Below are 21,144 nucleotides of genomic sequence, written 5' to 3'. Positions count from 1 at the left end.
CCAGTGTATTACAGCTTGATGCCATTAAGCTGTTGCATACGTATGCAATAACCAGATAGCAGAACTATCAACTATGGTCGTATGCCACTGTCTTTCGTGTTTGTTTCCACTATGCTGTAGCAGGATCTATTTGCTGTAACTATATAGCGGAGCGCGTCTATGTTTAACTTTTCTTTGAAAAACAAAATGTTGCTATTGGCAGTTTTGCCCATGCTCACCGTGGTGCTGGCGTTAATGTTATTGGTATATAGCCAGATGCGCGCCTTGGGGCAAGAAGAAGTGCAGCAGTTTCGTGCCGATATGATGCAGGAAAAACGTGCCGCTCTGGAACACCATGTGGCGATAGCCGCAACCGCAGTGGCGCCTTACATTGATAATGCTGCGCCAACAGCCGAGCAACTGGAAGCGGCTAAGGCGGTGCTGCGGGCGATGAAGTTTAGCGATGATGGCTATATGTTTGTCTATGATTTGCAGGGCGTAAATATAGTACACGGCTCAAATCAGGCACTGGAAGGCCGCAATTTGATTGATTTGAAAGATCCCAATGGCATTTTACTGATCCGTGACTTGATTGACGCCGGCAAGCAAGGCGGCGGCTTTGTCGAGTATATGTGGGATGAGAAAACCCGCGGCGGTTTAACGCCTAAGCTGGGTTATGCCACTGCTATTTATGCCAAGCGCTGGATCTTAGGTTCCGGCTTTTACATTGACGATATTGACCGGCGTGTTGCGCAGCAACAGACTGAAATTAGCAGTCGTATCCGCAACACCTTGTTGATGATAGTCGGTAGCGCCATAGTGCTATTGGCTCTGGTCATTGCGCTGGCGCTGTTTGTTGCCAATCTGGTGATTAAACCACTGCATAATGCCTCAGCGGCGCTCATTAACATTGGCCAGGGCGAAGGCGATTTAACGCAGCGGCTGCAGGTAGATACTGCCGATGAAGTTGGTGAGGTTGCGCGCGGCTTTAACGAGTTTGCACAAAAAATTCAGCAACTTATCAGCGAAGTAAAACAAGTGGTGGCGGCGCTGAGCCACGCTGCATCGACCATGCAACAAATTGTGCAGCTAACTGATAATGACGCCGGAACACAAAAAGCAGAAACCACGCAGGTAGCGGCAGCGGTGTATCAAATGTCGACGGCGGTGCAGGAAGTGGCCACCAGTGCCGGTTTAGCGGCTACCGCAGCCCAGGAAGCGGACAAAGAAGCCGGAGGCGGCCAGCAAAGTGTGGCGCAAACTATTGCTTCAATCAATAAACTGGCCGATGAAGTAAACAGTGCCGGCGACACTATAGAAAAACTCGGCGTGGATGCTGATCAGATAGGCTCGGTAGTGAATGTGATCCGGGGCATCGCCGAGCAGACAAACTTACTGGCGTTAAATGCCGCCATTGAAGCAGCGCGCGCCGGTGAGCAGGGCCGCGGCTTTGCCGTGGTGGCCGATGAAGTGCGTACTCTGGCCACCCGCACCCAACAAAGCACCAATGAAATTCAGCAGATGATAAATCAGTTTCAGCAGGGCACCAAAGAGGCGGTACTGGTTATGCAGCGCGGCAAAGAGCAGTCGGTGCAAACGGTGGCCCAGGCCGATAAAGCCAGCGAATCACTGCAAACCATTACCAAATCGGTCAGCACCATTACCCAGATGAATATTCAGATAGCCACCGCCGCTGAGCAGCAAACTGCTGTAGCGGCGGATATTAGCCGCAGTATTCATGAAATTGCCCAGTTGGCCGATCAGGCGGCCAATAATGCGTCTGAACTGGCGAAATCGACCGGCGAGCTAACCGGGCTGGAGCAACGGCTTAGCGTACTGGTATCGCGCTTTCGGGTGTAACAGGCGCAGCCAGTGGCCGGCGTACAAACCAGCGGCCCAGTTGCCACAGCAGGTAAAGTGACAGCAAGGGAAAGATCAGCGTTTGTAAACTGTACACCACGATAAGCTGGATCAGCTTTTCTACCATGCTGTCAGAAAAGCTTTTTACCGCAGCAAACAGGTCATTGGCCTGTGCTGCCATCTGGCGTAACCAGCTGAACGAGCCCTCGTCGGCACTGTGTAACGGCTGATCTACCCGCTGCAGGGCGGCGGTTTCGCCACTCAGTGCGGCTTCGGCGGCAACACGTTGCGGCGTTAATACCCAGTCGGACAATTCGGCCACGCCAAAGGCCGCCAGCGGCACACCGATACGAATAACGATTAACAGCGCGACAAAGCTACGCAGCAAATAGGTGCTGCTACGGCGCCAACTGGCCGGGCCCAACAGCAAGCTGATGCAACACACTACAATGCCGCTGCCAAACAGTGGCAGTGCGGCCAACTTGCCAAATTCCAGTAAAAACAGCTGTAAGCCAATCGATGTCATCGCCAGCACCATTAAATCAGAGTAGCGTACCGCCATATCCTGCAGCGGCTTTAATAACTGGCCCGGTTTAACACTGGCCACGCCAACACCGACCTCGGCTTCTGATACAAAGGCAATACCGCGATCGATTAAACGCGCGGTGGCAAAAGAGGCACTGCTTAACACTAAACTCTGTTTAAGCGCGCTATTGGCAGTGTCATCTAACGGTGCCAGTAAGGGATTAACCAGACGTTGTTGCAACAGGCCGGAATAAATAGCCGCCGCCAGCAATGCTATACAGCAGACTAGGGTGACAGCACGATGCAGCGGACTTAGTTGGCGGAAAAATTTCATGCTGACCTCCGGCGAAAATCTCTGCGGGCAGATGTTTAGTATCAACATCCGGACTGACCCAGTATTAACCAGAACCGGCAGCAATTAAAGTAAAGGCATCCGCTTATGCCTTGATCTTACTGAAGCGAATACAGATGTAAGAAAATGCCATTTAGTGCTGGAGTATCAGCAAAGTCCCGGCCACCGTTAGCAAAGCTCCAAACCAAGCGCCCCAGGCTGGGCTGCGTTTGTACACCAGCCACAGCAGTGGCAGCACCAGCACCGGGCTGACCGAGGATAACACCGCTACCATACCGGCATCGCCATAACGCAGCGCATACAAGATTAAGGTCATGCCCAGTACCATCGACAGTGCGGCGTTGGCCAGTACCAGCAGAAAGATCTTTTTGGTCATAGGTAAATAAGCCTGGGCGACACGAAAGCCCAGCATAAAAATCAGTTGGTGCAGCGTAAAAGCCGTGCTCATACGTACTGCTGATGCAGCAATAGCGTCGATGTTTGTTTCCATCAATGGCTTTAGCATTAAGGTGGCCACGGCCTGACATAGCGCTGCCAACAAACCGAGCGCGACGCCGGACCTAAGCTGGCTTTGATTGGCTTCCCAGGCGTGCAGCTCGGTTTTGCGTTTACCGAAAAATATTGCCGTCATTACGCCGCTAACCAGCAAGCTGCTGCCGACTAATGTCCAGCCCCACTGGGTTTCGCCAAGAAAAAAGTACGCCAGTATCACGGAAAATAAGCTGTGGGTAGCAAACAGCACTCCGGCCCGGCGCGGGCCGAGGCGGTTCATCGCCGCAAATAGCGCCGTATCGCCAATAAAAATACCAATAACGCCAGACAGCACCAGCAAGCCCAGACTATCCACCGCCAGGGTTACCCAGCCGCCGCTAACTGCAGCAATCAGCCACAACATGACTGCTGCACACAACATGCGCCAGCGGGTAAAGGCAAAGGCGCCTAAATGAGTAGAGGCGGTGGCTGACATTAGGCTGCCGACGGCCCAGCAGGCCGCGGCGAGCAGAGCAAGGTATTCGTATGACAAAACAGGGCTACAGGCAAGAACAGGATGGCGGCATTATACGTCAGCTGCCGCCGGCGAAAGAGATTATTCCGCTATAAGTTAGCGCTTTTTCGGTATCCAGGCCCAGGTCATCTTAGCGTTAACCGGTTCAATACCGGAGCTGTCGGTGATGGTTACCGCTACCGTCACTTCGCCTTTATCTTCGCTGTGCATAGCCGCAATTTGCTCGTCGGTTAGCGTGGCCACTGCGGTTAAGTCACCGCTGGAGCGTTTGATATAGTCAATCTGCATTTGTTTTAGCAGCGGCAGCTTGCTGTCGGGCAGGTGAATGCCGACTAAAAAGCCGGTGGCCGATTCGGCCAGTAAGCCGGTGGCGGCAGCATGTACCGAGCCGATATGGTTTTGCGCTTTTTTACGGTTTTTCAGCCGCAACACCGAGCGGGCACCTTTTAGCTCTAACACTTCAACGCCTGCGGTGCCGGCAAACTTAATGACCCGGCCAAATACTGTGCTTAGCGCAAAGGCCTGCAACGATTTTGGCAGCTGATAGCACTTAGATACGATGCGCTGCAGTTTATTGGGTTTTGTTTGGCTCATTGTGGTCTGACCTGTGGTGGCTTTTGCGCACTATGCCAACTGGCTGCAATAAATGCAAGCGCCTAACACCATAGCTGGCTAACCGGCGTATCGGGGCTAAAGCGTGCTGCCAGTTGGGCGCGAAATAACTCGGCACAGGCCAGCGCATCGGTGGCGGCATGGTGCGGCCGGTAGGGCGGTAAGCCGTAGCGTAAGCGGCTGTCGGCCAGGCGGATAGACAGCGGCTGTTTACCGCGCAGTTGTTGCCACAGGCTAAGCGCTTTACGCCGGTGTAACCTTGCCTCCAGCGCCATAGTATCTATTAGCGGGAAGTACACTCCTTGCCCCAACCGGGCTTGCACAGCGGCGTGCAAAAACGGCCGTTCGATGCCACGGTAGTGCACTATCACCACTTTGCCTGCCATCACTGCCAGCAATTGCGGTAATACTGCAGTGAGATCCGGCGCCTGTGCAATATCGGAATGGGTAATACGGTGCAGCGTAACCGACTCATCGCTAAGGGCATAGCGGGGCTTTAACAGCCATTGCCGGGCTTTTGAGGCATAAATTTGCGTTAAGTCCAGTGGCAATACCGCTATGCTGACAATGCCGCTGTTAGCCGGGTTAAGCCCGGTGGTTTCAATATCCAGTGCCAGCAAGGGTACCTTGCTGATTGGCGTGTCGGCCGCCACCATGCCGGCCCGATAAAACTGCTGTAGCAACGGATGTTGGCTGTGTTCAGCCTGCTGTTGATAGTACTGCTGCCAGTCGCTGATGGCCGGATCATAGCGTTGGCTGGCCGGCTGTTTTAATGCCGAAGGGCCCAAATACAACATCTTTAGGCCCGCATGTGAAATTTAAGAAACTTCTGCGCATTACTCAGCACCGAAAAGGCTTCTTTTAAATGCTTGCGCTCAAATTCCGATAACCGCTCCGGCACCACATTGTTGTCTGGTGTTTCACCGGCCTGCAATGCCAACGCTTGCTGGCGGATGCGTGTCATGGCGATCACTTCATAGGCGTCGCGTAAATCTTCACCGCGACCATTCGGCAGCACCTTAGCCGCGATAATATCGCGCAGCCGTTCAAAGGAGTTGCTGGCGGCCGAGCCAATGGCCAGCGCATGCACCCGGATCAGATCCGCCATCGGTGCCGTACCACGGCGTTTAATATTCAGGCTGTTATTTTGCCGGCCGTCGTTTTCCATCACAAAGTCTTTAAAAAAGCCCAGAGGCGGCGTGCGCTGCAGCGCATTGCGTGTCATGCAGGCAAGAAACTGCGGCCGGCTTTTTGCTGTGCTGGCGATAAGCTGGTTTAACTCATCGCCCCATTGGGTTTTACCCCAGACAGCGTCTAAATCGAAGAAAATATTCGCATGCAGCAAACGTTCAGCACTGGGCTGTTCTATCCAATCGGTAAAGTACTGCTGCCATACCCTAAGCGGCTGGCGCCACTGGGCATTGGTCGCCATAATATTGCCGCTGCAATAGCTGTAACCGCAGGCTGCCAGGCCATCACAGACAAAGGCGGCCAGTTGCTGAAAATAAGCATCGTGCTGCGCCGGTTCAAAGCGGTTATCCAGCACCAGAGCATTGTCCTGATCGGTAACAATAAGCTGCTCGTCGCGTGCCATTGAGCCCAGTGCTAAAAAGCAATAGGGTAACGGCGGCGGGCCAAGCTGCTGCTCGGCCAGCTCCAGCAGGCGCTGTTTAAAACTGCGGCCAATGGCGGCCATGGCGCTGCCGATCATATGTGAATTGGCGTCTTCATTTACCATCCGTACAAAGCAGGCTTTAACGTCTTTACTCAGGGCGCTGAGCTCGTCTACCGACTGCTGGCGAAAAATACTGCTGACGACAAATAAGCTGTTTTGCGACTCGTAACGGATAATATCCGACAACGCCAGCACGCCCACTGGCTTTGCCTGTTGTAACACCGGCAGATGATGCACATTGTGGCGCAACATCAGCATCATGGCTTCAAACAGATACTGTTGTTGCTCAATGGTGATCAAAGCGGTAGACATGATATCGCTGACGCAGATTTCAGACTTCAGCCCGGGTGCCACCAAGCGTGAGCGGATGTCGCGGTCAGTAATAATACCGGCCAAGGTACCTCGCTTAGCAGCTTTTTCAGGGCCTTGCTCAGTGCTGCCATCGTGCAAAATAAGCAGGCAGGACACGCCATGTTCGGTCATCGTTTGCGCAGCCTGCCAGACACTGGCGCTGGCCGGCAGACATACCGGCTGACGCTGCAGCAGGGTACTGATTTTGGCACTGAGTAAATCGGCTTCGGCCTGCTTGGCTGCTTTGGTCGATTTACGCCGCTCGGTATCGCCCACTTCCACGTAATCGGCAAAAAACTCATTGCTGTCAAACAGCTGCTGAAATACCTGCTCGGGAATAAAATAAATTAGCGTGTCTTCCAGTGCGCTGGCCGGAAAACGCACCTTGCCGCCACGCAACAGGCCTTGCTCGCCGAAAATACCGCCTTCGCTTAAGCGGTTATATAAATCGCCATTACGACGGAAGGTTTCTACCGCGCCGCTGCGAATAAGATGCAGCGCTTGCAGCGGCTCGTTATAGCGCAGTATCTCGCTGCCGGCCTGAAAATAGCCGACATTAATACTTTGCGCCAACAACAGCTGCTGCTCGGGCGGCAACTCCTGAAACGGTGAATGCCGCTGCAGAAACTGCAATATTTCAATTTGCTCTATTTCCATCGTGCTTATATTCCTGCCTGCATATTTACCGTGGCATCAGGCTCTGGGTTCGGACATCAGGCCTTTTACCACCGCCACGCAGGCGGCCAGCAACACCAGCGTAAACGGAAAGCCGGTCGATACCGCCATCGCCTGTAACGCTACCAGGCCACCGCCTAAAATCAGCGCTATGGCGACCAGGCCCTCAAAGGTACACCAAAACACCCGTTGTGGCGTTGGCGCATTAACTTTGCCGCCGGCGGCAATGGTGTCGATAACCAGCGAGCCGGAGTCGGACGAGGTAACAAAAAACACCACCACCAGAATAATGGCAATAAAAGAGCTGATTTGCGCCAGTGGCAATACATCTAACATGGCAAACAGTTGCAGTGGCAACTCAGCACTGGCCGCCGCCTGATAGCCTTGCTGCACCACCTGGCTGATGGCTGTGCCGCCAAATACCGTCATCCACAGTACGCAGGCCAAAGAGGGGATCAGCAATACTGATATTAAGAACTCGCGCACAGTGCGGCCGCGCGACACCCGGGCGATAAACATGCCGACAAAAGGCGACCAGCTGATCCACCAGGCCCAGTAGAATGCGGTCCAGCCCTGCGAGAAATTAACATCTTCGCGGCCCAGTGGGTTAGCCAATGCCGGTAAATGCTGCAGGTAAGCCGCAAGGTTAGCGACAAAGCCGCTGGCAATAGCCAGCGTTGGCCCGGCAATAATGACAAACAGCAGTAACAGCGCCGCCAGCAGCATATTAATTTCAGATAAGCGTTTTACCCCGGCTTCCAGCCCGGCCAAGACTGACGTTAGCGCTATGGCGGTAATGCCTATTACCAGCAGGATTTGCGTGGTACTGCCTTGCGGCCAGTCAAACAGATAATGCAAGCCGGCGCCGGCTTGTGACGCGCCCAGCCCCAGGGACGTGGCCAAACCAAACAAGGTGGCAAACACCGCCAGAATATCAATAATGTGGCCGGGCCAGCCCCAGATACGTTCACCCAGCAGCGGGTAAAATACTGAACGTATGGTCAGTGGCAAGCCCTTGTTGAAGGAAAACAGCGCCAAACCGAGCGCCAAAATGGCGTAAATGGCCCACGGATGCAGCGCCCAGTGATAAATAGTCGCCGCCATGCCTAAGCGCTCGGCCGCTAACGCATCGCCGGCCGCACCGGCCAGTGGCGCCCAGTCGGTGCGCACACCGTCGGTAACGCTAACACCACCGTAAGCGCTGCTGAAATGTGACAGCGGCTCTGATACGCCGTAAAACATCAGGCCTATGCCCATGCCGGCGGCAAACAGCATCGAGAACCAGCCGGCGTAGCCAAAATCCGGTGTGGCCTCGGTACCACCCAGGCGCACCTTGCCCAGCGGCGACACTATTAACCCCAGACACAGCAGCACAAAAATATTGGCGGCGGAAATAAAAAACCAATCCAGCTTGCTGGTAAGCCAGCCGCGCATGCTGCTGAACACCGGCTCGGCCTGTTGCTGAAAGCTGATGGTCAGTACCACAAACAGCACCACCACCAGCGCGGAGATTAAAAACACTCTGTTATGAATATCTAAACCAAAAGGGCCGACCTTGATCAGGATATTGTCCTGACCTATCTGATAATCGGTGTCTATCGGGTTAACTTTGCCATCCGGGATCATCGGATCTTTATAATCTGTCATGCTGTTGTCCTTGTTATGGGTTCAAAGCCGCAGCAGCGGTTAAAAGTAGTAGCCGATGTTAATGTTAAAACGACGCTCAATTTCGCTGCTGTCGCCGGCCGCACTGCCGCCAACGAAAGGCTGATTTCGGGCATGCACCAAGTCAAAATAGGTAAATAAGCCGCCGGCAGCGACAGAAACACCGGTGACGTTCATCATGGTGTCGCGGCTGTTGTCGGATTTGTCGTACACCAAACCATAGTTGTTATAAAACTGCAGCCCGCTAACCGGCCCCCACTCGACGGGCAGGCTGTAGGCCAGGTTAATGGTGCTGGTTTTGGCTTTGGCGGCAATGCTGTCGTAAAAGGCATAGGCACCAACGGCCATACGGTCAATATCGTCGATGTCGTAATGGTATTCGCCATGTTGCAATTGCAGGTTCCAGCGCTGGTAATGGCTATTTAAGTGCAGTGCCCAGGCGTTGTAGCTGCCGGCGCGCGAGCTGCCGTTATGCAGGCCACCGGCCAGCGCAGATAACCCCAGCTCAGTGCTAAAGTCGCTGCGGTGTTCAAATTGATAAGCAAAGCGGCCAGAGAAGGTGTTGTATTCGCCAACTGGCTGCGCCGGGTCGTCGTAAATGCCATCTTCACCCTGACGGTAACCAACTACGTCATATGAATAACGATCGGCGCGGCTGCTAACATAGCCATCGACGCCACCGAGTTCATCATTTTTAAAAAAGCCTAAATCCAGCTGCCAGTTGTCGGCCAGTCGGCGTTTAAACAGCAGGCCCAGGTCATGATCATCTTCCAGCCCCAGGTAATAATTGGTACTGAAGAAATAGTTATGCGAATTATACGGCCAGTTACCAAACGGCACCTGGGTAATACCGGCCTGCACCTGCCAGTCATCGGTTAACTGGTAGCCAACATAGGCGTATTTAACCGCGGTCATATAATCGAAAAAGCGGATCTCGGCATTAAGCAGCACATCGCCGATGCTACCGTTTAAATTCAGCCGGAAAATATCAAAAGCAAAGTCGCCGCCGCGGTTTTTATTGCCGTCGCTGTAGGAGGTGTGGCTGTAATTGGTGCGGATAGCACCGCCGAGTTTAATACCGTCAGTTTCAGCTTCATCGTCAGCTGCAGTAGCCTGTTGCTGTGCCAGCATTACAGTGGCCTTTTCGTTGGCCACTTCCTGCTCTGCCAGCCGTTGTTCCAATGCAGCAATTTGCGCCTTTAGCGTCGCCAGTTGTTGTTTAATGTCGTCGGTTTCAGTAGCTTGGGCCGAAAAATGGCATAGCCCAACGGCAGCAATCAGACTGATACTGCGAAGTGAGAACATAGTAAATCCTTATTTTGTATCAGATTTAAAGCAGGAGGGCTTTAAAGGATAGCGCAAACTGAGGTTAAGGCCAAATTACGCGGCCAACTAATCCGGTCAAAAAGTTGGCCGCATGGCAGGCCAACAGAGCGTCGGCCGGGGCAAAGTTAACGCTTAGGGTTAAAAGATACCGGAGGATAAATAGCGATCGCCGCGGTCACAAATAATCGCCACGATTACCGCTTTGTCGAGTTGCTCAGCCAGTTGTATCGCCGCATGCACGGCACCGCCGGAGCTAACGCCGGCAAAAATGCCTTCTTCACGGGCTAAACGGCGCATGGCGGTTAACGCATCGTCCTGAGTAATATCAATGATCTGATCAACCCGACTTTTATCGAAGAAGCCCGGCAAATACGCCTCGGGCCAGCGGCGAATACCGGGAATGCTGGCGCCTTCGGCCGGTTGCAGGCCAATTATCTGGATAGCCGGGTTTTGCTGCTTTAAATAGCGTGACACGCCCATAATGGTGCCGGTAGTGCCCATGCTGCTAACAAAATGCGTAACCTGCTGCTGGCTTTGCTGCCAAATCTCCGGTCCGGTACTGGCATAATGCGCCGCCGGGTTATCCGGGTTATTAAACTGGTCCAGCACTATGCCTTTACCCTCAGCTTGCATTTGCAGGGCTAAATCGCGCGCACCTTCCATGCCTTGCTCTTTGGTTACCAGGATAAGCTCGGCGCCATAAGCGCGCATACCGCTTTTGCGCTCTTCGGTGGCGTTATCCGGCATAATCAGCGTCATGGCGTAGCCTTTAATCGCTGCCGCCATCGCTAAAGCAATGCCGGTATTGCCGCTGGTGGCTTCAATAATCCGGTCACCGGGTTTGATATCACCGCGCAATTCCGCCTGCACCAGCATATTCAGCGCCGGGCGGTCTTTTACCGAACCGGCCGGGTTATCGCCCTCCAGCTTTAACAATACAGTGCTGTTGGTATGCGCCGCCATGCGCTGCAACTTTACCAAACGGGTTTGGCCGACAAGATGTTCAATGCTGGGAAAGCTCATTGGCAGGACCTTAAATTAGCAAGACATAAACTGGCGACAGTGTAGCGCAAAGCACAGCCGCTGTTAATCATGCTACTGCCAATACAAAACACAGTGACTTAGCGGCAAGGCGCGTCGGCTTAACTCGTACTTGCAGCTTTTACATATAGCAACTGTACCCGTAATATGTTGAATGTTGTAAATAAGCCATGTAATGTTTACAGCATAAAATTTACAAAGACGGTTCAACCCGTGTTTGAGTAAGGGGCGACTCGTCGAAAATGCGTTATAAGCACTTTTAGATATGAGTAAATTTCTCAACATATTTTTATTGATGATGGCATTTTCGAGTGTTGCTGTTGAAACAGTGCCTTTTGTAAGCCTGCTGTCTTCACCCGAAAAGTATGATAGAAAATGCATTCAAACAGTCGGTGTAATTAGCATTGAGTATGAAGGTGGTAAGCTTTACCTTGATCACGCCAGCTACTTAGCCAAGGCCTATGAAAATGCTATTTCTCAGCCTTTTGAAGCAGCAATGGTTGCTTATGATAGCGAGAAGGGTGAAGCTCAAGCTAAAAATTTAACCGACGCATTTGAAGGTAAACTGGTTAGGGTTGTAGGCAAGTTTAAAGCCGTTAATCCGTCAAAACGCCTTTTAAGCACTAAAAGTAATTTTATATCAATAAGTTATATAGAATCGCTTGCGCCATATGACGGAGCAAGCTTTGGTAATCAAGCAGGCTGCTTAGAACAAATCCTTTAAGCATAAGGACACGAAACACAGCTGGCTTGTACTGCTGCGTCGCTAATTTTAGCCAGCTATTTTGTGCCGTTTAATGCGGCGTCAGGGCTTGCAACCTACATTCAGGAATCTTTGATTTTATGACATTTACGAACATTGCCTTGGTTGCTGTCTTGGCGGCAACCATAACCTTCTTTAGTGCCAATGCAGAGACTGCGCCCGAGCACGAAAGCCTCTACAACACTGTTGCAGCGCTGGATACGGCGGTGTTCGATGCATTCAACCATTGCTCCGAGTCAGGGCAACTTGAGAAACACGCCAGTTACTTTGCAGCCGACGTGGAGTTCTATCATGATAATGGTGGGGTCACGTGGACTCGTGAGGATATGATCTCGGGCACTCGCAAGAATGTCTGCGGCAAATTCAGTCGTGAGCTCGTGGCGGGTTCGCTGAAGGTCTATCCAATTAAGAGCTTTGGCGCCATTGCACAGGGCTCGCATCGTTTCTGTCAGTTTTCGAGTGGTGTGTGCGAAGGCTTAGCTGACTTCACCATGATCTGGCGCGAGCAGAATGGCAAATGGCAGCTCACCCGGGTGCTTAGTTATGGTCACCGACCTGCAAATGAGCCCTAACAATTCATTCCAACCGACACCGCTTAGCGGTGCGGTATAATTCACGCGATATATTTTTTGAGAGTTCATGGATACAACTGATTGAAGAGCATTAATACCAACAAAGTGCCAATAATGTTTACGTTCCTGTTTCAATCTGACCGGTCGGCGCGGGGTGGGTTCAGGTACGTTCATGAAAGAACAAACCCTGTTGAGTGCTCAATGAAGGAAACCGATGACGGCAAAGTATTGCTGCGCATAACAAAAGTAATCGCCGATAACGAAGCTGCAATTGATCATGAGCAACGCGAGTTAGAAACAGATTTACGGAATTATGGTGGCGTGTTCGTGAGTAAGAAGTACCACTTCGTCGCGAAAGGCGACAAAGTAGAGAGGAAGAGAATTTCGTTCATCTCAAAGTTATTAACATGGATGACCCGCCCTGGCGATGCAAGAAATTACGTCATCAAGAAAATGCCTTTATATTCAATAATTTTCATCTTGGTTTTGGTCTTTATTTGGTCAATGATTTATGAAATACAAGGAGGTAGCATATGAAGTGTCCACATTGTTCCGAATCAGTTAGCGTATTCTCAAAAGAAATGAACAAATTTGGCAAAGCTAAGGTTTGCCCAAAATGCACTAATCCCATCCAGTTATATGTAAGCCCTAAATGGTTGGCAATATTATTCATTCCGGCTGTAGCCAGTGCCCTTTTGATCAAGCCATTTTTCATAAATGCAGGCCTAAGCGGTTCTTTAGCTACTGGTTTAATGTGCGGTGTAATGGTTCTGTTTTGTATGCGGCTTAAGGTGCCAAAGGCTAAAGAAAATGCATAGCAAATTGCCGAATGTCGTACCAGCTACAAACAACGCGGCCTCCACGGGAATGCCTTCGCTGCGTTCAGCCACCTTAAAGCTTTGCGTTAACAATTCAGGAAGGTAGGTGTTCGTTTGATAGTTCGTGAAGCAAAGCCTGAAGATGCTTTAAGATTGTCTGAGTTGTATAACCAGTTGGTTAGTAACCCTGCTGTAGAGGTGGAGCCAGAACAAATACAGGCGCTTTATGACGATACGCGCTCAAAGTTATTTGTCTGTGACTACCAGGGTAATGTTGTCGGGAGTGCGCTGGTGTCATTGTGTTCTGATGTTATGTTTCGTAACCAGCCGTTTGCGGTAGTAGAAAACGTGATTGTTGATGTTGCTACTCGCGGGCTGGGTGTTGGCACTGCCTTATTCGAGGCAATAGAAATTTTTTGCGTCAGTACAAACTGCTCAAAGATTATGCTTCTTAGCTCTTCGCAACGGTTAGATTCGCACACCTTTTTTGAAAGGCAAGGTTTTAAAGGGGCGGTAAAGCGTGGCTTTGTTAAATATCGTTCGGCATTTTCTAGTGCAGGTTAATTTGCAGACAAGCGCCTTAAACATCGCGGCCTGTGGCCGCTGAATCCGCAACATATTGCTCGCTTTATGGCGGGCGTTTTATTTCAGGGAGAGTGATGTGAAGATTCAACGAAATAGTGAACAAATCAAACGCTTGGAATCATTAAAACTGCACGAAGTTATGCATGAAGCGGATGTAAATCCTGATCTTTATATGCCGGTTGAGCGTCCTGGTATGGATGTTGGCGAAATGGTTACCAGGCAGAATGAAATTAACGATATCCATCATGATGGTGAGTTTGAGCAGGTAGTTGCCGACTCAAGTTTTCACTACCACTTTTATCTGAAATTAGAAGGCAGTGAAAATATTGTCGATTTACTGTTTGACGGTGACGAAATTAAAATTACCAATGCTACCGAAGCTGAAATCAGCTCACTATTAAAAATTGCTGCTTCACTGGATGCCGACTTGTTTGATGAGTTTGGCAAACCGATTGCCCAGCCAGCTACAAAAAAGTCATTTTGGAGCTTTTTAGGATTGTGAAAATATAACAAATTGCTGAGCTTTAATCCGGCTACAAACAGCGTGGCCTCCGCTGGAAAGCAACAATTGATATCCGTACATGCGAGGTAATTCAAGGTAATTTGCCAAAGAAGCAAACTAAACTTGTGTTGGCATGGGCCGAGCTGCATCAGGATGAACTTACGGCCAATTGGGAGTTGGTAATGAACGGTGAAGAGCCATTCAAGATCCAACCATTACAGTGAGAGGTGAATTATGTATCCGTCTGTGAAAGCGGTAGCGCCGCTGGATAATTATCTGTTGGCAGTGAGCTTTGATAACGGCGAAAAAGGCATTTTGGATATGAAACCCTATTTGGATTTCGGTGTATTTAAGCGGTTGCAAGATGTCGAAGCATTTAACCGGGTCCGGGTTTCATTTGACACCATAGAGTGGGATGCCGGAGTAGATCTTGCCCCTGAGTTTGTTTACAGCAAAAGCCAACGTTCAGCAGCTGAAAAAGTGACGACGGTTACCGCTTAGAAACACTGCTAGTGGATTAAGGTTCAGATTTTCTATGATTCAAACAATAAATATATCTTTGGTACACGGCATCCATGCTGGCGGAGACTGGAGTTGCGATATCGAAATTCCGGCAGATCACAGTTTGGAAGACCTGCATGATGCTATTCAGCAGGCCGTCGAATTTGATAACGACCACATGTTTGAGTTTTATATAGCGAATTCCTACCGCGGAAAAAAGCTGCACCGCTATGATTGCGATGATGACAGCATTGTCGACACCACCATAGCGCAAGTGTTTGCAGCGGCCACAGGCAAAAAAGTGTTTTACATGTTTGACTATGGCGATAGCTGGTTATTTCAGTTAACGAAAAGCCGGAAGAAACCGCATGCAGCTGAAACCGGAATAACGTACCCGCGGGTAATTGCTGAAGAGGGCACTAAGCCAGATCAGTACCCCGACTGGGATGAAGAGTGAATACGGATTGGTCGATAAACTGCGATCGTCTTTATGCCAGAAGCAAACGTTTTCAACCTGATTTCGTTTATAGGCCAAAATAGTAAATATACCTATTGATAGTGGTATATAGCGAATTTTGCTATACCAATCTATATATAGCTATATATAGCTATATTTTGCTATACTCTGCTTAATTTTTGCGATTTTAGTATTCTTTTAAGGATGTTGACATGGATCCATACATCAATCCTTTTGCACCTGGCGCGGGAAGTAGACCACCTGAACTTGCAGGCCGTGATGAAATCCTAAATGCTGCCAAAATCTCTTGTGGCCGAACCTTAAAAGATCGGAGCGCTCGTTCCATCATGCTTTTGGGGTTAAGGGGAACCGGCAAAACAGTGCTGTTAAACGAAATTGGCAAGATCGCCAGGGATCAAGGGCTCATAGTATCCAAGGTTGAGTCTCCTGAGCGGGAAACGCTTGCGCGCCTCCTATATCCGGAAATGCGCAAGGTGATGCGCTCACTTTCAGGATTAGCGGCAGCTCGGCAGCTTGCCGAACGAGGGTTGAAGGGGCTGCGAAATTTCGCGGCTATGTTCAAAATTGACATTTCAGGTGTGGAAATTGGCGTAGAGCCGGAGCCTGGACTTGCAGATAGCGGAAATATCCAATACGACCTGCCTGATATTTTCGAGTTAATTGGTCGGGCAGCTAAGGCAGTAGACAAAGGATGGATCTTGCTGATCGATGAAGTGCAGTACCTCTCGGAAGCAGATTTATCAGCACTGATAGTTGCTCTTCATCGCATGTCTCAAGAGGGGCTTCCAGTACTTCTGGTCGGTGCGGGCCTGCCGCAGGTTGCTCGTCTGGCAGGAGAGGCAAAATCATATGCAGAGAGGCTTTTCTTGTATCCACCTGTTGATGCACTCGACCCGTTACCAGCCATTCAAGCCATAGAAAAGCCGATACTAGATGAGGGGGCTTCAATTCATCCGGATGCGCTTAGTGAAATCGTTGAAGACACTAAAGGCTATCCTTTTTTTCTTCAGGAGTGGGCTTCTACAGCATGGAACAATGCCAAGGGGCCAGAAATTACCTTGGAGGATGTGCAATTGTCGTATGCAGAAACGCTGGCTTCACTTGATAACGGGTTCTTCAGGGTTCGACTGGACCGATTAACTAAATCAGAAGTGCTATTCGTAGAAAAAATGTCTGAATTGGGTGATGGTCCCTATTCGATGGCAGATATAGCAAATGCAATGGGACGAAGCCAATCATCTCTTGGGCCAACCAGAGCGAGCATCATCCACAAAGGCATGATTTATAGTACTGAGCATGGCTATCTGAATTTTACTGTGCCACTTTTTGCGGAGTTTATGCGGCGGCAAAAGAAGACGGTTGAAGGTTAGCCAACAGCAGGTTATTGGTAAACCAGGCAAAGCAGGTTAGCTTGTTTAACAAAGCAGCAATAAATAGTACTCTGACCTTAGAACCCAAATCTGTAGCTTACAAGGATGTAAATGAAACAAGTCTATTTCTCTTTGCTGGTTATCAGCTTAACCCTGTTGCCACTTCGCGCAGAGCCCAATGGTGCGGCGCCTGATGCTGTTGTGTCTGATACTGTTGTATCTGATATAGTGCAGCAGTATCAGCAGCTAAACTGGTTTTCCGGTAGCGTGTTGGTGGTGAAGGACAACAAGGTCGTTACGGCGCTGGCCGGCGGCTATGCCAACGATGAAGCCCAAATTCCCATAACCATGCAAACACGTTTTGATATTGGTTCGGTGCAAAAAGATTTGACGGCCGTGCTGGTGCTGCAAGCTGTCGATAAAAAGCTGTTGCGGCTTGATGACACACTGAATAAGTTTTCGCTTGGTTTCGCCAACGAGTTGGTAAACAACATCACAGTGCAGCACCTGCTGGAACACCGTTCTGGTTTTGCTGACATTTTTACCGCTGAATACCGTCAGAACCCGGCAGCCTTCGACAGTGCAGAAAAGAAGCTGACCATACTGAAAAACACACCCTTGTTGTTTGAACCCGGCACCGATCGGCGTTACTCCAATTACGGTTACATTGTGCTTGGCGCTATTCTGGAAAAAATCAGCGGTAAATCTTACTGGAACTTGTTGGAGCAAAATATCTTAGTGCCTGCCCGCACGACTCTGACAACAGAACAGCTTGGTCAAAGTGCAGCGCTTGCCACGCCTTATCATTTTAATGCTGATGCTAAACGTATCGCCGTCGCTGCGAATGAACAAGAGCATAAATCCGCTGCCGGTGGTGGGCAGATGAATGTGTTTGAACTGTATGGCTTTTATCAGCAGCTGTTTAAAGCAAAGCGCTTATTGTCGGCAGCAGCATTACAGCATTTTCGGGCGTTGCAAAAAGATCAGCAACACTGGGTTGCCTTTGGCGGCGGCAAAGGTGTCAGTACCGCAGTAGAGCTGGACTTTGCTAACGATGTTTGGCTATTGGTACTGGCAAATACCGACCGTCTGGTAGCTGAAGAAATATCGATGAGATTACACAGTGTGTTTTGCAGCGGCACCTACCCTGAGATAAAACCGCCGCCGGTGATTTTTAGCTGGCAGCTGTATCAGCAACTTGGTGATAAAGCATTTAAAGCCCAGTTTGAATCTGCCTACAAAGATGCCGGTTATCAAACCTTTGCCGGTAAGGTAATAACTGATTTGGCGCGCGAGTTGGTGGCAGCCGGAGATGCACAAAGTGCTATACCCTTGTTTGCCTATTTGACAGAGCGTTACCCGACAAGCCCTGAAGTTTTTGATGGCCTGGCTTTTGGTTATTTCAGTGCCGGCCTTAAAGCCGAAGCCCGTAGCGCTTTTGACCAAGCCACCGCGCTTAAACCGGGCTTTAACAGTCAATTTAATGCCAATAACTATAAAGCGGATGGAAACTGAGTTGGCATAAATTCAGTGAGTAAAAGGGCGGAGCTAATATTTGCCAGAAATACATAGGATTAATTCAGTTCGCCTTTAATTGTCTTCGCCCCTTTTGCTGAACCTGTGTAATAACGTAAGTGATGAAACCCTGCAATTTCACCCGAAAAGGCATTACAGAAATTAGTGCTGTCTAACGAGAGCATCTAAGCTTCGATATATCTGTTGGACTGGATAAATTTTATGCCTACAATCTCAATGTTCTACGGCATCATTGTTCGGATGTACTTTGCGCCAAAAGAGCATCCGCCGCCACATTTCCATGTTTACTATGGCGAACATAAGGCAACAATTGATATCCGTACATGCGAGGTAATTCAGGGTAATTTGCCAAAGAAGCAAACTAAACTTGTGTTGGCATGGGCTGAGCTGCATCAGGATGAACTTACGGCCGATTGGGAGTTGGTAATGAACGGTGAAGAACCATTCAAGATCCAACCATTACAGTGAGAGGTGAATTATGTATCCATCTGTGAAAACGGTAACGCCGCTGGATAACTATATGTTGGCAGTGAGTTTTGATAACGGCGAAAAAGGCATTTTGGATATGAAACCCTATTTGGATTTCGGCGTATTTAAGCGGTTGCAAGACGTGGCAGTATTTAACCGGGTTCGGGTTTCATTTGACACCATAGAGTGGGATGCCGGAGTGGACCTTTCTCCAGAGTTTGTTTACAGCAAAAGCCAACGTTCAACAGCTGAAAAAGTGACGACAGTTACCGCTTAGTAGCACTGTTAGTTGATTAAGGTTCAGATTTTCTATGATTCAAACAATAAATATATCTTTAGTACGCGGCATCCATGCTGGCGGAGGCTGTTTTGCGATAAAAACTGACTAAGTCACTGACCATGATCAAATAGAAGTTTTTCACTGAAAGCTGGCTTTTCTGACAATTAACAATAAGTTCTGCCCCTCAACGTTTCTTGACCAAATTCATTTTTTAGGTAAATGTAACGCAAGTTTAAAATTAGCTAGCTTCACTCGGCGGCGGTTAAGCGGCTCAGGTAAGTTGTAACAATTGGATCTGACCCTCGAGATAATTTGAGAAAAAAGGCACCTAACAAGGCAAGCCAGCGGACAAAAAAAGCTTCGCTTTTTTGTGGGCCCCTAGGGCCAGGTCTTGTCTTTTGACTTTTTTCGGAGGGAGTGGCAAAAAGCAAGACCTGACCCTGAAGTTGTGCTCCGGTCACAAAAACCAATTTTAGGGTGGATAGCAAAAAGCAAGACCTGACCCTGAGGCCTTTTGGGGTGGATAGCAAAAAGCAAGACCTGACCCTGAGGCCTTTTGCAAAAAGCAAGACCTGACCCTGAGGCCTTTTGACCCTGAGGCCTTTCTGACCCTGAGGCCTTTGACCCTGGGGCCTTCAGTGTCATAACTGATAGCGAAGATGTTGTTGATTTAGCAGCAAATGTTGGCTAGTTTAGCAGGATGTAAAAGCAAGATAGAAGGGAAACTCCCTCGGTGAATGCAGGGATTTTGCCTTCTAATAATATTTTTAGAGCAAGGCGGCCTAAGTACGTACCCGAAAGGAAAGATAATGGAAGCGAGAAATAGAGCATTACCGGATTGGATGACGCGCATTCGGACAAGACAAATTGTACTTCCGCGCTTCCAAAGATTTGAGGCTTGGAGCTATGGACAGATTTCTTCTTTACTGAACACTGTACTTAAAGAACTTCCGGCAGGAGCAATTTTAACTTTAGAAATTGGAGAGAAGGAACCATTCATATCTCGACCAATCGTGGGAGCGCCCTCGGAAGGTGAGAAAATTATTGAGCATCTTTTGGACGGACAACAGCGGCTAACTTCGTTCTGGAGGGCTTTAAACGATCTATACGAGGATAGAACTTACTTAATTAAAGTGGAGGAAGATGAAGATCTAGAGCTTCCATTTTTTGCAACCTCAATTTCTAGATACGAGAAAAATGGTGAGAAATATCCTTTGTGGGCCAATTCCCCTAGTGAACTATGGCAGCGCAAGTATATACCAGTGCATCTTTTGCGTCCCGATACCGATGCTGAGAAAGCATTCAAAGCTTGGGCCAAAGAAGCTTCCATTGGAGATATGGATAAACTTTTGGAAATAAGCGATCTTGGGAATAAGCTCAGGAATAAGTTCGCAATATTTAACATCCCGTTTTTATCGTTACCAGTTTCAACCAAGCCAGAAGTTGCGTTGGATGTATTTATCCAAATGAATACTTCTTCATCGCCACTTACACCATTTGACATTGTTGTAGCACAAATTGAGGCAGCATCCGGAAAATCTCTTCATGGCTACATCGAGGAATTAAAGAAAGATGTCCCATATTTAACTAGATATAACGATCCAGAAGATATTGTCCTCGCTGTCGCTGCGCTAGTAGGTAATAAACTCCCTTCTAAAGGAACATACCTTTTAAGTGATTTCTCGTCTTCATTTGATAAAAATTGGCCAACCATTAAAACAGGCATAAAAAAGGCAATTTCATTTCTTACAGATGAAAAGATTTTGGACTCTAGGCGCCTTCCTAGTGATGTAGTTGTTTATGTGCTTGCTGCCTTGTGGGGGAAAGCAGATGAAGGTCTGGATAAAGAGGGGGAAATTCGTTCGATTCTTAGAAAGTACATTTGGCGTTCTTTCTTCACTGAAAGATATGATCGAACAACCAATAGTCGCGCTTTCGCTGATTATAAAGAGTTGCTGAGCGTTATTAGCACTGGCAGCGGTGATCCAGAAATCTTTGACGAAGCGCAATACCCTATAGCAGGAATCGAAGATATTAAGTCCTCTGGCTGGCCATATAGAAAAGATCGCTTAGCTAGAGCCATCCTTGCTGTTGGCCTAAAATCTGGGGGGTTTGATTTTGCTGATGGGGTAATACCCCCTAAAAATAACTGACGTCAAAAGTAGAATTTTCTCGTAACATAAACGCAGGAGATTCTGCATGAA

Annotated in this window: 22 protein-coding genes; 14 read left to right on the top strand and 8 right to left on the bottom strand. The window is 49.2% G+C overall.

The genetic code is table 11. The features are described 5' to 3' along the window. Nucleotides 1-159 precede the first annotated feature (159 nt). Nucleotides 160-1,839 carry a methyl-accepting chemotaxis protein gene (locus tag MN202_RS19050; protein ID WP_335737732.1) on the top strand — a complete coding sequence of 560 codons (1,680 nt, stop codon included), beginning with the start codon at nt 160-162 and terminating at the stop codon, nt 1,837-1,839. Here the strand turns inward: MN202_RS19050 and MN202_RS19045 are convergent. The 8 genes from MN202_RS19045 to cysM all read right to left on the bottom strand — a co-directional run bounded on the left by MN202_RS19045 (nt 1,808) and on the right by cysM (nt 11,049). Further along, on the bottom strand, nt 1,808-2,698 hold the full coding sequence (locus tag MN202_RS19045) for a hypothetical protein (RefSeq protein WP_335737731.1): 891 nt from the start codon (nt 2,696-2,698) through the stop codon (nt 1,808-1,810). The two genes, MN202_RS19050 and MN202_RS19045, sit on opposite strands and share 32 nt — an antisense overlap. 151 nt (nt 2,699-2,849) lie before the next feature. After that, a complete protein-coding gene (locus MN202_RS19040; RefSeq protein WP_335737730.1) occupies nt 2,850-3,740 on the bottom strand; it encodes a DMT family transporter in 891 nt (296 codons plus the stop codon). 78 nt (nt 3,741-3,818) lie between these two features. After that, nucleotides 3,819-4,316, bottom strand: coding sequence for a DUF4442 domain-containing protein (locus MN202_RS19035; protein ID WP_335737729.1), 498 nt, complete (start codon nt 4,314-4,316; stop codon nt 3,819-3,821). A 62-nt stretch (nt 4,317-4,378) separates the two neighbouring features. After that, nucleotides 4,379-5,131: a 3'-5' exonuclease gene (locus tag MN202_RS19030; RefSeq protein ID WP_335737728.1), complete on the bottom strand. Its 753-nt coding sequence runs from the start codon at nt 5,129-5,131 to the stop codon at nt 4,379-4,381. A gap of 2 nt (nt 5,132-5,133) precedes the next feature. Next, complete coding sequence (locus MN202_RS19025; protein ID WP_335737727.1) at nt 5,134-7,017, bottom strand: DUF294 nucleotidyltransferase-like domain-containing protein; 1,884 nt, start codon at nt 7,015-7,017, stop codon at nt 5,134-5,136. Nucleotides 7,018-7,053: 36 nt separating this feature from the next. Beyond that, nucleotides 7,054-8,682: a BCCT family transporter gene (locus MN202_RS19020; protein WP_335737726.1), complete on the bottom strand. Its 1,629-nt coding sequence runs from the start codon at nt 8,680-8,682 to the stop codon at nt 7,054-7,056. A gap of 39 nt (nt 8,683-8,721) precedes the next feature. After that, on the bottom strand, nt 8,722-10,005 hold the full coding sequence (locus MN202_RS19015; protein WP_335737725.1) for a porin: 1,284 nt from the start codon (nt 10,003-10,005) through the stop codon (nt 8,722-8,724). 159 nt (nt 10,006-10,164) lie between these two features. Further along, nucleotides 10,165-11,049, bottom strand: coding sequence for a cysteine synthase CysM (gene cysM, locus MN202_RS19010; protein WP_335737724.1), 885 nt, complete (start codon nt 11,047-11,049; stop codon nt 10,165-10,167). A 283-nt stretch (nt 11,050-11,332) separates the two neighbouring features. Here cysM and MN202_RS19005 point away from each other — a divergent pair, with 283 nt between their 5' ends. From MN202_RS19005 to MN202_RS18945, 13 genes are all read left to right on the top strand, one after another. Next, entirely contained in the window at nt 11,333-11,791 is a 459-nt protein-coding gene (locus MN202_RS19005; RefSeq protein ID WP_335737723.1) for a hypothetical protein, read from the top strand. A 119-nt stretch (nt 11,792-11,910) separates the two neighbouring features. After that, nucleotides 11,911-12,402: a nuclear transport factor 2 family protein gene (locus tag MN202_RS19000; protein WP_335737722.1), complete on the top strand. Its 492-nt coding sequence runs from the start codon at nt 11,911-11,913 to the stop codon at nt 12,400-12,402. A 201-nt stretch (nt 12,403-12,603) separates the two neighbouring features. Further along, complete coding sequence (locus MN202_RS18995) at nt 12,604-12,939, top strand: hypothetical protein (RefSeq protein WP_335737721.1); 336 nt, start codon at nt 12,604-12,606, stop codon at nt 12,937-12,939. Nucleotides 12,940-13,334: 395 nt separating this feature from the next. Beyond that, nucleotides 13,335-13,784: a GNAT family N-acetyltransferase gene (locus MN202_RS18990; protein ID WP_335737720.1), complete on the top strand. Its 450-nt coding sequence runs from the start codon at nt 13,335-13,337 to the stop codon at nt 13,782-13,784. Between the two features lie 97 nt (nt 13,785-13,881). Continuing rightward, nucleotides 13,882-14,307, top strand: coding sequence for a hypothetical protein (locus MN202_RS18985; protein WP_335737719.1), 426 nt, complete (start codon nt 13,882-13,884; stop codon nt 14,305-14,307). A gap of 65 nt (nt 14,308-14,372) precedes the next feature. Next, the gene (locus tag MN202_RS18980) at nt 14,373-14,531 is read left to right on the top strand and encodes a DUF4160 domain-containing protein (protein WP_335737750.1); all 159 of its coding nucleotides are present in this window, start codon (nt 14,373-14,375) and stop codon (nt 14,529-14,531) included. A gap of 10 nt (nt 14,532-14,541) precedes the next feature. Then, a complete protein-coding gene (locus MN202_RS18975) occupies nt 14,542-14,808 on the top strand; it encodes a DUF2442 domain-containing protein (RefSeq protein WP_335737718.1) in 267 nt (88 codons plus the stop codon). A gap of 34 nt (nt 14,809-14,842) precedes the next feature. Next, nucleotides 14,843-15,265 (top strand): IS1096 element passenger TnpR family protein, encoded by a 423-nt coding sequence (locus tag MN202_RS18970; protein ID WP_335737717.1) that lies wholly within the window; start codon nt 14,843-14,845, stop codon nt 15,263-15,265. Nucleotides 15,266-15,477: 212 nt separating this feature from the next. Then, nucleotides 15,478-16,656, top strand: a complete 1,179-nt coding sequence (locus tag MN202_RS18965; RefSeq protein ID WP_335737716.1) for an ATP-binding protein — start codon at nt 15,478-15,480, stop codon at nt 16,654-16,656. A 111-nt stretch (nt 16,657-16,767) separates the two neighbouring features. Then, nucleotides 16,768-18,171: a serine hydrolase gene (locus MN202_RS18960; protein WP_335737715.1), complete on the top strand. Its 1,404-nt coding sequence runs from the start codon at nt 16,768-16,770 to the stop codon at nt 18,169-18,171. 222 nt (nt 18,172-18,393) lie between these two features. Then, nucleotides 18,394-18,660, top strand: coding sequence for a DUF4160 domain-containing protein (locus MN202_RS18955; protein WP_335737714.1), 267 nt, complete (start codon nt 18,394-18,396; stop codon nt 18,658-18,660). Between the two features lie 10 nt (nt 18,661-18,670). Next, complete coding sequence (locus MN202_RS18950) at nt 18,671-18,937, top strand: DUF2442 domain-containing protein (RefSeq protein ID WP_335737713.1); 267 nt, start codon at nt 18,671-18,673, stop codon at nt 18,935-18,937. Between the two features lie 812 nt (nt 18,938-19,749). Beyond that, a complete protein-coding gene (locus tag MN202_RS18945; RefSeq protein ID WP_335737712.1) occupies nt 19,750-21,093 on the top strand; it encodes a GmrSD restriction endonuclease domain-containing protein in 1,344 nt (447 codons plus the stop codon). Nucleotides 21,094-21,144 lie beyond the last annotated feature (51 nt).

The sequence above is a fragment of the Rheinheimera muenzenbergensis genome (genome assembly GCF_036984005.1).
Classification (GTDB): Bacteria; Pseudomonadota; Gammaproteobacteria; order Enterobacterales; family Alteromonadaceae; genus Alishewanella; species Alishewanella muenzenbergensis.
Note: the sequence above shows the minus strand (reverse complement) of the source record. Positions and strands in the feature narration are given on the sequence as shown.

Coding starts and splice junctions, on each gene's coding strand:
- MN202_RS19005 (WP_335737723.1), top strand. CDS start 11,333: ATGAGTAAATTTCTCAACATATTTTTATTGATGATGGCATTTTCGAGT.
- MN202_RS19045 (WP_335737731.1), bottom strand. CDS start 2,698: ATGAAATTTTTCCGCCAACTAAGTCCGCTGCATCGTGCTGTCACCCTA.
- MN202_RS18950 (WP_335737713.1), top strand. CDS start 18,671: ATGTATCCATCTGTGAAAACGGTAACGCCGCTGGATAACTATATGTTG.
- MN202_RS19035 (WP_335737729.1), bottom strand. CDS start 4,316: ATGAGCCAAACAAAACCCAATAAACTGCAGCGCATCGTATCTAAGTGC.
- MN202_RS18970 (WP_335737717.1), top strand. CDS start 14,843: ATGATTCAAACAATAAATATATCTTTGGTACACGGCATCCATGCTGGC.
- MN202_RS18975 (WP_335737718.1), top strand. CDS start 14,542: ATGTATCCGTCTGTGAAAGCGGTAGCGCCGCTGGATAATTATCTGTTG.
- MN202_RS19050 (WP_335737732.1), top strand. CDS start 160: ATGTTTAACTTTTCTTTGAAAAACAAAATGTTGCTATTGGCAGTTTTG.
- MN202_RS18965 (WP_335737716.1), top strand. CDS start 15,478: ATGGATCCATACATCAATCCTTTTGCACCTGGCGCGGGAAGTAGACCA.
- MN202_RS19030 (WP_335737728.1), bottom strand. CDS start 5,131: ATGTTGTATTTGGGCCCTTCGGCATTAAAACAGCCGGCCAGCCAACGC.
- MN202_RS18945 (WP_335737712.1), top strand. CDS start 19,750: ATGGAAGCGAGAAATAGAGCATTACCGGATTGGATGACGCGCATTCGG.
- MN202_RS19025 (WP_335737727.1), bottom strand. CDS start 7,017: ATGGAAATAGAGCAAATTGAAATATTGCAGTTTCTGCAGCGGCATTCA.
- MN202_RS18955 (WP_335737714.1), top strand. CDS start 18,394: ATGCCTACAATCTCAATGTTCTACGGCATCATTGTTCGGATGTACTTT.
- MN202_RS18960 (WP_335737715.1), top strand. CDS start 16,768: ATGAAACAAGTCTATTTCTCTTTGCTGGTTATCAGCTTAACCCTGTTG.
- cysM (WP_335737724.1), bottom strand. CDS start 11,049: ATGAGCTTTCCCAGCATTGAACATCTTGTCGGCCAAACCCGTTTGGTA.
- MN202_RS19015 (WP_335737725.1), bottom strand. CDS start 10,005: ATGTTCTCACTTCGCAGTATCAGTCTGATTGCTGCCGTTGGGCTATGC.
- MN202_RS19020 (WP_335737726.1), bottom strand. CDS start 8,682: ATGACAGATTATAAAGATCCGATGATCCCGGATGGCAAAGTTAACCCG.
- MN202_RS18995 (WP_335737721.1), top strand. CDS start 12,604: ATGAAGGAAACCGATGACGGCAAAGTATTGCTGCGCATAACAAAAGTA.
- MN202_RS19000 (WP_335737722.1), top strand. CDS start 11,911: ATGACATTTACGAACATTGCCTTGGTTGCTGTCTTGGCGGCAACCATA.